Origin of the sequence: Pantoea sp. CTOTU50773 (assembly GCF_032082325.1) — a bacterium.
Taxonomy (GTDB): domain Bacteria; phylum Pseudomonadota; class Gammaproteobacteria; order Enterobacterales; family Enterobacteriaceae; genus Pantoea; species Pantoea communis.
On sequence record NZ_DAMDQC010000178.1, the window covers coordinates 1 to 8,817 of the forward strand.

10 protein-coding genes are annotated in these 8,817 nt (G+C 55.6%); 3 read left to right on the plus strand and 7 right to left on the minus strand.

What is annotated here, in order from left to right; genetic code table 11:
- From RT340_RS19995 to RT340_RS20005, 3 genes are all read right to left on the minus strand, one after another.
- Positions 1–481: YfaZ family outer membrane protein (locus RT340_RS19995; protein ID WP_313377567.1), on the minus strand; the 481-nt coding region annotated here is incomplete at its 3' end.
- 120 nt (positions 482–601) lie between these two features.
- On the minus strand, positions 602–1,297 hold the full coding sequence (locus tag RT340_RS20000; RefSeq protein ID WP_034826881.1) for an LrgB family protein: 696 nt from the start codon (positions 1,295–1,297) through the stop codon (positions 602–604).
- Positions 1,290–1,715, minus strand: a complete 426-nt coding sequence (locus tag RT340_RS20005; RefSeq protein ID WP_034826883.1) for a CidA/LrgA family protein — start codon at positions 1,713–1,715, stop codon at positions 1,290–1,292. The genes RT340_RS20000 and RT340_RS20005 overlap by 8 nt, the downstream gene beginning before the upstream one ends.
- 104 nt (positions 1,716–1,819) lie before the next feature.
- Between RT340_RS20005 and RT340_RS20010 the strand changes: the two genes are divergently transcribed.
- Positions 1,820–2,722 carry a LysR family transcriptional regulator gene (locus RT340_RS20010; RefSeq protein WP_313377568.1) on the plus strand — a complete coding sequence of 301 codons (903 nt, stop codon included), beginning with the start codon at positions 1,820–1,822 and terminating at the stop codon, positions 2,720–2,722.
- A gap of 30 nt (positions 2,723–2,752) precedes the next feature.
- On the opposite strand, the gene RT340_RS20015 is transcribed toward RT340_RS20010, so the two are convergent.
- From RT340_RS20015 to soxR, 4 genes are all read right to left on the minus strand, one after another.
- Entirely contained in the window at positions 2,753–4,402 is a 1,650-nt protein-coding gene (locus tag RT340_RS20015) for a Na+/H+ antiporter (protein WP_097118961.1), read from the minus strand.
- A 139-nt stretch (positions 4,403–4,541) separates the two neighbouring features.
- The gene (locus RT340_RS20020; protein ID WP_211729081.1) at positions 4,542–5,891 is read right to left on the minus strand and encodes an NCS2 family permease; all 1,350 of its coding nucleotides are present in this window, start codon (positions 5,889–5,891) and stop codon (positions 4,542–4,544) included.
- A gap of 598 nt (positions 5,892–6,489) precedes the next feature.
- On the minus strand, positions 6,490–7,152 hold the full coding sequence (locus RT340_RS20025; RefSeq protein WP_211729080.1) for a glutathione S-transferase family protein: 663 nt from the start codon (positions 7,150–7,152) through the stop codon (positions 6,490–6,492).
- 44 nt (positions 7,153–7,196) lie between these two features.
- The gene (soxR, locus tag RT340_RS20030) at positions 7,197–7,673 is read right to left on the minus strand and encodes a redox-sensitive transcriptional activator SoxR (protein WP_034826898.1); all 477 of its coding nucleotides are present in this window, start codon (positions 7,671–7,673) and stop codon (positions 7,197–7,199) included.
- A 97-nt stretch (positions 7,674–7,770) separates the two neighbouring features.
- Here soxR and soxS point away from each other — a divergent pair, with 97 nt between their 5' ends.
- Together soxS and RT340_RS20040 are read left to right on the plus strand one after the other, a co-directional pair.
- Positions 7,771–8,199, plus strand: coding sequence for a superoxide response transcriptional regulator SoxS (gene soxS / locus RT340_RS20035; RefSeq protein ID WP_034826899.1), 429 nt, complete (start codon positions 7,771–7,773; stop codon positions 8,197–8,199).
- A 252-nt stretch (positions 8,200–8,451) separates the two neighbouring features.
- Complete coding sequence (locus RT340_RS20040; protein ID WP_034826901.1) at positions 8,452–8,733, plus strand: YjcB family protein; 282 nt, start codon at positions 8,452–8,454, stop codon at positions 8,731–8,733.
- Positions 8,734–8,817 lie beyond the last annotated feature (84 nt).

An 8,817-nucleotide genomic window follows, 5' to 3' on the forward strand; every position in this document is an offset into this window, starting at 1 on the left:
CGTTGTTCAACTCGATGTACTGATAACCCACACGCAGATTCAGCAGAGAAATCGGGGTGAAGCTCAGACCACCAGACGCTTCTTTGTAGCTGTCCAGCCGATCGGAGAACGCTTCCGGCGCGTAGTAGTATTCGCCGTACAGGCCCCACATACTGTTGAAGTTGTACTGTGCACCGGCACCTACAGCCACGGTGAAGCCATCACGACCATCTTCCGGATGGGTGAACAGTGCTTTGGCGGTAGGGGCAATGCGGAAGTCGCCAAAATCGATGTTGTAGCCCGCACCCAGACCGTAGGTGCTGCCATCGTGATCGCTGCGCAGCCAGTTGCCTTTCAAGAACAGGCCAGGAGAGGTGGTGCCGAGGCCAAGGTTCAGGTTGGTGCTATGCTCACCCACGTCAACACTGCCCTCAATTGCCTGCGCGCCGCTGCTCAGCAGTGCCAGACCCAATACGCTTCCAGTAACAAGTTGCTTAAACATATGATTCCACTCCATGAAGGACAAATAAGTCGGCGCAAAGGGTAACAGCCTGGCAGCAGGAGACAACTTTATTTGGAAACCTTTACGTAAAAATCGATGACAGTGCGCAAAAAGCGACCATCAGGCCGCCCATAACAAGTGGCTCAACAGCGGTGCCAGAATCACCGTCACCACGCCTGACAGCATCATCACCAGGCTCGATACCACGCCCTCTTGCTGACCTAATTGATAAGCGCGAGCCGTTCCCGCACCGTGCGACGCAGCACCAAATCCGGCACCTTTTGCCACGCCCTGCTTGATGGCGATACGCAGAAACAGCACATCGCCTACTGCCATGCCAAACACCCCGGTTATCACCACAAACAGCGCCACCAAATCCGGCTGGCCGCCAATCGGCAGTGCAGCCGCCAGTGCAAATGGCGTAGTAATCGAGCGCACCGCGAGGCTGCGCTGGATGGTTTCCGGCAGCATCAGCAGTCGCGCCAGCCATACCGAACTGCACACCGCCACCAGCGTGGCGGTTAACACGCCGACACTCAGCGATAGCCAGTGGCGCTTGATGATCTCCAGGTTCTCATACACCGGCACCGCAAACGCCAGCGTTGCCGGGCCCAGCAGCCAGATCAGCCAATGACTCTCGGCAATGTAATCCTTCCAGCTGACGTGTGTCAGCAGTAGCAGCGCCACCAGCACCACCGGCGTCATTACCAGCGGCATCAGCAGCAATGTCTGTTTGCGGCGATAGAGGCGTTTGTTGACGTAATAGACCAGCAGCGTCAGCGCCAGACACAGCAGGCTAATGATGAAATCAGCCATGATGCGCCTGCTTACGCGCTGCACGCGCCAGTTCGAAGCGGTACAGACGATCCACCACCAGCGAGGTCGCCGCCAGCACTAATAAGGTACTCACCGCAATCACCACACAGATGCGCCAGCCTTCACTGCGCAGCAAATCGCTATAATTGACCACCGCCACCACCGCAGGAATAAAGAACAGCAGCATTTCCGCCAGCAGCCAGTTGGCCCCGGCTTTCACCCAACGCAGCGGCACCACGCGTGTCATGATCAATAGCAACAGCAGTACCATTCCCACCACATTGGCAGGCAGCGGCAAATGCAGCCAGCTCACCAGTTTGTCGCTGGCCATAAACAGGCCGATATACAGCACCAACTGCAATGGCACAAAAACACGTTGCAGGATGTCCGTTCTGCGCGGACTCAATGCAAGCGCCATTTTCCTTCTCCCCAGAATTAAACGTTGGGCTTAGTATAAATCCGCGTCAAACTGTGAAAGAAATGAATTAAAATTATTCAAACTATGCCAAAAAGGAATGCTTGATGGACGTCCGCGCCCTACGCTATTTCACCGAGGTGGTACGCCAGCAAAGTTTCACCCGTGCCGCTGAGAAGCTGTTTGTCACGCAACCTACCATCAGCAAAATGCTGCGCCAGTTAGAGGAAGAACTCGGCTGCACGCTGCTGCTGCGTGAGGGACGCAAGCTGCATCTCACCGACAGCGGTCAGGCGGTGTATCAGCGCGGGCTGGCGATTTTGCAGGAGTTTCATCAATTGGAAGCGCAGATTGGCGATATCAATGAATTGAAAACCGGTGAACTGCGGCTGGGCATCCCGCCGATGGTCGGGATGCAGATCGCCGGTTCGATCTCCGCGTTTCGCCGCCGCTATCCGGGTGTGCAATTGAAGATTGTCGAATCCGGCGGCTTAACGGTGCAGCAGGCCGTGCTGAACGGCGGGCTGGATATCGCCCTCACTGCGCTGCCGGTCGATGCGGATTTGCCGCTCAATACGCTGGAACTGATGCGTCATCCTTTGTGCGTGCTGCTGCCGCGCAGCGCGCAGTGGCTCAATCGCAGCAGCCTGGGTCTCAAGGAACTGGCGGCTCATCCACTGCTGATCCTGAATGAAGAGTTCTCGCTTAATCGTCAGTTGATGAAGGCATTTCAGCGTCAGGGGCTGACGCCGGAGATTGCGGTGCGCAGCGCGCAGTGGGATTTCCTGGCAGCAATGGTACAAGCCGAAATGGGGCTGGCAATTTTACCCGAGCCGATTTGCCAGCGGCTGGATAAGCAATCGCTGCTATGGTTGCCACTGGAATCGGAGTTGCAGTGGAGTCTGGGTTTGATCTGGCGAGAAGGCAGCTATCTGTCGCGCAGTGCGCAGGCGTGGATAAATTGCTGCCGCGAGCATTGGCCGGACGCGCCGCCACGGTTATCGGTGTAGCGGCGCTATATGCTAGCTGTTGAGCTGTGCTTACTCCTCTTTCTCAATCAACAACGCTTCCAGCAGGTCGAGATCGCGCAACAGCTTCTGCATCGTCTCGTTGGAGATCTCCTGCGTCGCGCGCAGATGGTAAACCTCGGCGCGCTCGGCACGCAGGGCATTGAGGCGGAAACGACGCTCCAGGTTTTCGGCAAACAGCGCCTGATCCACCTCATCTTTGCCCACCACGCGGCGGCGCAGATTGCCAATCACACGCAAACTGACCTCTTTCAACAGTTCCGGATCGATATTCTCTTCTGCATCGTTTTCCAGTCGCTGCTCCATTTTGTGCAGGCTCTCAATCGCCACATTGGCCATTGCCGCACGCGCATACTGGATTTCACGGCGATGTCCCGATTTATCGGTGCTTTCCATACCGCGTAACAATATCGGCAGCAGAATCACCCCGACAAACAGCGAGAACAGAATCACGCCGGTGGCAATAAACACCAGCTCATAGCGCGCCGGGAACGGTTCGCCATTGCTAAGAAACAGCGGAATCGACAGCACACCGGCCAATGTAATGGCACCACGCACACCGGCAAAAGAGGCGATGAGCAACTCACGGAATGAGTAGTTTGAGAATTCCAGCGGCTTCTTCTTCAGGAAACGCAAACTGGCACGTTGCATCATCCACAACCAGCCAAAGCGCACAATCATCAAGGCGACATACACCAGGGCAACATCGGTGAACAGCATCCACAGCTCGACGTTCGGATCGGCATTGGCTTGCGCGACGGAAGTTTCCAGAATGTCCGGCAGTTGCAGGCCCAGCATCAGGAACACCATGCCGTTAAACACAAACTCCAGCATCTGCCATACGCTATTCGCACGTAAACGCATCGCCAGCGGTGCCTGGCGGATAATGCCAGAGCGCGTGATGGTCATACCCGCCGCAACTGCCGCGAGGATACCTGACACGCCCAGATGCTCAGCAATCAGATAAGAGGCGAAAGGCAGCAGCAGCAGTAGCACGGTTTGCGTCGCCGGATCGTCACCGCTCCAGCGGCTCAGCAGACGTAGCGAACGGCCATATAGCCAGCATACCGCCACACCCGCGACCAGACCGCCGATCGCCACTTTGAGGAACTCCACGCTGGCGCCACCCCAGGTAAACACCATGGTGCCCATCGCCACCGCGACCGCAAACTTCAGTGATACCAGGCCGGATGCGTCGTTCATCAGGGCTTCGCCCTGCACAATCGACATGATCTTTTTCGGGATGCGCCCTTCCCCGACAATGCCGGAGAGCGCCACGGCATCGGTAGGTGACAGCACCGCAGCCAGCGCGAAGGCAGGGATCAGTGGAATACCCGGCACCAGCCAGTAAATCAGATAACCAATTCCGACCACGGTAATCAGCACCAGCACCAGTGCCAGGCCCATGATTTCGCGTCCGTGGTGCAGGAATTCGTTAATCGGCGTTTTCCAGCCATCGGCAAACAGCAGCGGCGGAATGAACAGCACGAGGAACAGTTCGGGGTCAAAATCGACATGCAGGCCAAAGCTCGGCACGGCCAGCAATGCACCAGCGGCAATCTGCACCAACGGCAGGGGAATTTGGAACGGCAATATGCGCGCCGCCACGCCGGAGAGTGACACCACCAGCGTCATGATGAGAATAGTAAAGAAGATTTCCATGCTTTCCTTAGGCGAATCAATTTCATTAAAGCGATGTTGTTGCGCAGGAAAGTGTAAAACAAAACGCCGCACAAAGGGGCAACCCTGCGTGCGGCGTGAACCAGAAAGAGACTTATCTGGAAATAAGCGCGTTCAAAAGTCAGATGGCCCAACCACCCGCGTAGAAGGCCACCAGGGCAACAGCAATCACCACGGTGCCCACGTTCAGCCTGCGCCATTCACCCGCAAAGAGGCGGCCAATCACCAACGAGCCGAAGCCGAGCATGATGCCAGTCACGATGTTGCAAGTCAGGACGATGAACACGGCAGTGACCAAACCCGACATCGCATCGACAAAGTCATTGAAGTCAATCTTCGCCACGTTGCTCAGCATCAGCAGGCCAACGTACATCAACGCTGGCGCCGTCGCGTAGGCCGGAACCAGATAGGCCAGCGGGGACATAAACAGAATCAACAGGAACAACAGACCGACGACAATCGCTGTCAGGCCAGTTTTACCGCCCGCAGCCGTTCCGGCTGCAGATTCGATATACACCGCCGCAGGCGAAGCACCGACTAAACCGGCAAACAGGCTGCTGACGGAGTCGGTGGTCAACGCGCGGCCACCGTTAATGATCTGGCCGTTTTTATCCAGCAGATTCGCCTGGCCCGCCACTGCACGAATGGTGCCGGTGGCATCAAATACCGCGGTCATCACCAGCGCCAGCACACTTGGCAGCACCACCGGTTGCAGCGCACCCATGATATCGAGACTAAACATCGCGGATTGGCCGTTGGCATCCTTCAGGCTCGGCATAGCGAATAGCCCCTGATAGGTGACAGCCGGATCAAAGATCAGGCCCACCACAGAAATCGCTACGATGGTCAGCAAAATTCCGCCTGGCACACGACGTTTTTCCAGACCAAAGATGGCCGCCAGCCCGATCAGCGCCATAATCACCGGGAACGAGATGAAGTGGCCGAGTGCCACCGGCAAGCCCGGCGCTGGGTTCTTCACAACCAGGCCAATACCATCGGCCGCAATCAGCAGCAGGAACAAGCCAATACCGACTCCCGTGCCGTGCGCCACGCCCATCGGCAGGTTACGCAAAATCCAGGCGCGAATCCCGGTGACCGAAATCAACGTGAACAGCAAGCCCATCAGGAATACCGCGCCAAGGGCAACCGGGACGCTAATGTGCTGGCCCAGCACCAGGCTGAACGCGGTGAAGGCGGTCAGGGAAATCGCACAGCCGATCGCCATGGGCAGGTTGGCCCACAATCCCATGATGATCGAACCAAAGCTGGCGACCAGGCAGGTCGCTACAAACACGGCAGTCGGCGAGAAGCCGGCTTTACCCAGCATACCCGGTACGACAATGACGGAGTAAACCATGGCTAAAAAGGTGGTTAGCCCCGCCAAAATTTCCTGACGCACGCTGCTGCCGCGTGCCGAGATGTTGAACCAGGCGTCCAGTTTTCCACTGGCCGGGCGTGAGTCGCCAGACATAGTAAATCCTCTGCGTTTTTTAAGATGTAATGAGCCCCACGGCCCGCGTTTGCGCATCATCCTGGTGAAGGTTCTCAAAGAGAAAAGAGGCAAACGTTTACGTGGCCGCGTATTCCAGGTCGTAAAAGGGGGACACGGAAAAAGGCAAACGATTATCTGGCGTTTGCTATGGGGTTTTCAACTACTAATCGATTATCAGGCAGGATAAAGCGCAGACTGGCGCGGGTTAACAACGTGGTTACACTGCTTTTGGCGAAACTTAAGGGGTCGGAACTGGCTGGAAAATATCAATATTTTTCATTCATCGCACAGTTTTCCTCCCCAACTGCACCGATGGTAAGAGGTGGATGCCTCATGAAGCGATAATTAACTTGAGGCCCAGCAAAGGCCCGCCCGAAGAGCAAAGCGTCCGCGCCATGGACGGCGCGGCCGATCTGCATGGATGCGTTATTCCTTTGCGATCGGGCGGGCCTTTGCTGGGCATGACACCCAACTCACAGCGATAATCCACAGCACCCAACCCACAACGACTAACCCACAGTACTCAACCTATAGTACCCAACTCACAGCACCCAACCCACAGCACTGCAGCGACAAACTAACTAAACGTAATCGCCCCGCCCTGCTCAATCGCGCGTTGCCAGGCAGCACGTTGCTGCATCGATTCCAGCCAGCGTGCGGTGGCCGGCATCTCTTTCAACGATCCCCGCACTTGCAACGCCAGCAGCGGGAAACTCATCTGCACATCGGCGATGCTAAACCGTGACCCGGCGAAATAACGATTCTGGCTAAGATGCTGCTCAATCACGCCACTGTGCAGTTTTAGCTGCTTGTTCAACCAGGCCTTCTGAATCCCTTTGCTCAACGCCACGCCTGCCGGACGTAAAATCCACGGCACCGGCTTCTTCCCGAGTTGCCCAAACACCAGCTTCATCACCAGCAATGGCATCAGCGACCCTTCTGCGTAATGCAGCCAGTAACGCGCCTGAATCTGTTCATCCTCATCCGTGATGGCGAACAAATGCTCTCTATCATATTTCTGCTGCAGATACGCCAGAATCGCCCCTGACTCGGCGATCACCCGATTGCCATCAGTAATCACCGGCGACTTACCCAGCGGATGAATCTTCTTTAATGAATCCGGCGCCAGCAGCGTGTCCTCGCGCTGATAACGCTTAATTTGATACGGCACCGACAGCTCTTCCAGCAGCCACAACACGCGATGCGAACGGGAATTTTCCAGATGGTGAACAGTAATCATGCGGTTTTCCTTGCCGGTCAAAGTCTCCCGGCAAGTATAGCGGATTAACCTTTATGCTCGTCCTGCTCAGGGTCGAGTAACACCGCTCCCGAACCTTGCTGCGCCAGACGGTCACCGGGATTACGCAGTGGACAATCGCGCATCGATAAGCAGCCACAGCCAATACACCCATCCAAATCGTTGCGCAGGCGCGTCAGGGTTTCGATACGCTTATCCAGCTCTTCACGCCAGTGCTGCGTCAGCGCATCCCACTCCTGTGTCGACATACGCTTGTTGGCTGGTACATGCATCAAACTGTCGCTGACAGTGGCCAGCGGAATACCGATGCGCTGCGCAATCTTGATTATCGCCACACGGCGCAGCACATCGCGGCTGTAACGCCGTTGATTGCCGCCATTGCGCGAACTGAAAATTAAACCTTTGGTTTCATAAAAGTGCAGCGCGGAAACGGCCACGCCGCTACGTTTCGCCACTTCACCCGGCGTTAACACCGGTTTTGGGTAATTGCGTTCTTTTTTCATTTAGGGCCTTTACCTCAAGTTAACTTGAGGAATTATACTCGCACCCCATCAAAACTTCGAATTTCAAACCCGATAAACCTTTCAGAAGGATGAGGCTATGATGCAACAGGAAATCATTCATTCACTGACACACTGGATCGATGAAAATCTGGATAAGGCCCTGTCGATCGACGAAGTGGCAGCAAAATCCGGCTACTCAAAATGGCACCTGCAGCGTATGTTCCGTACCGTGACGAAACAAACGCTGGGTGGCTATATTCGTGAGCGCCGCCTGACTCTGGCCGCTGAAGCGTTACGCCAGACTCAGCGTCCAGTGTTCGATATCGCGATGCAATACGGTTACGATTCACAGCAAACTTTTTCGCGCGTGTTCCGCCGTCAGTTTTCCCAGACGCCGACCGCCTATCGTCACACCATGCGCCGTCAGGCGATGATTCAGCGTCCGCGTCTGCTGAGTTTCGATTGCAGTGAAAACATGAACAGCTTTGCCCAGCGCACCACCGGCGAGTGCTGCCCGGTTCAGTGACATTCTGCGCGCCCTTCACGGGCGCACCTTCCCGCTTTGCCTCTGCCATCTCCCCCGCTTCGATAAAAATCTTTCTACCATACCAGGTATAAATTTTGTTCAAACTTTCAAATCGGGTGATATAATGTGACCCAAGTCACAGATTTACCCCCGCGTAAGACGGCCAGAAGGGCCTCCCTGACCCTCCTTCTCTGCCGCCAGTGATGTCCAATCAATGTCAGGGATATTACTGATTTGAAGAGGTTTTTGCAGATGGCTACGTTAACCACCAGTTTAATCGTCATGCGTTGGGAGCTGCTCAGCGCCATCATGATGTTCTTTGCCAGCACCATGAAAATTAAACTGCGTCAGAACAGTCACCACGTGATGGCACTGATGTGCGGCGGTATTGGTGTAGGCATGTCATGCTGGTTTGTCACCGGCCTGCTCGGCATTACCCTGAGCATGGAAAATCTGCACAACTTCATGGAAATCTCCAAAAACGCCTTCGTTGAAGTGATGAGCCAGACGCCTGCTGATTGGCCGATGCCTTAATCGCAGCCAATAAAAAACCCCGCTAAGCGGTAATGCCGATCAGTTAAGGATCAGTTGAACGATCCAGTGGCTGTGTAAGAATCC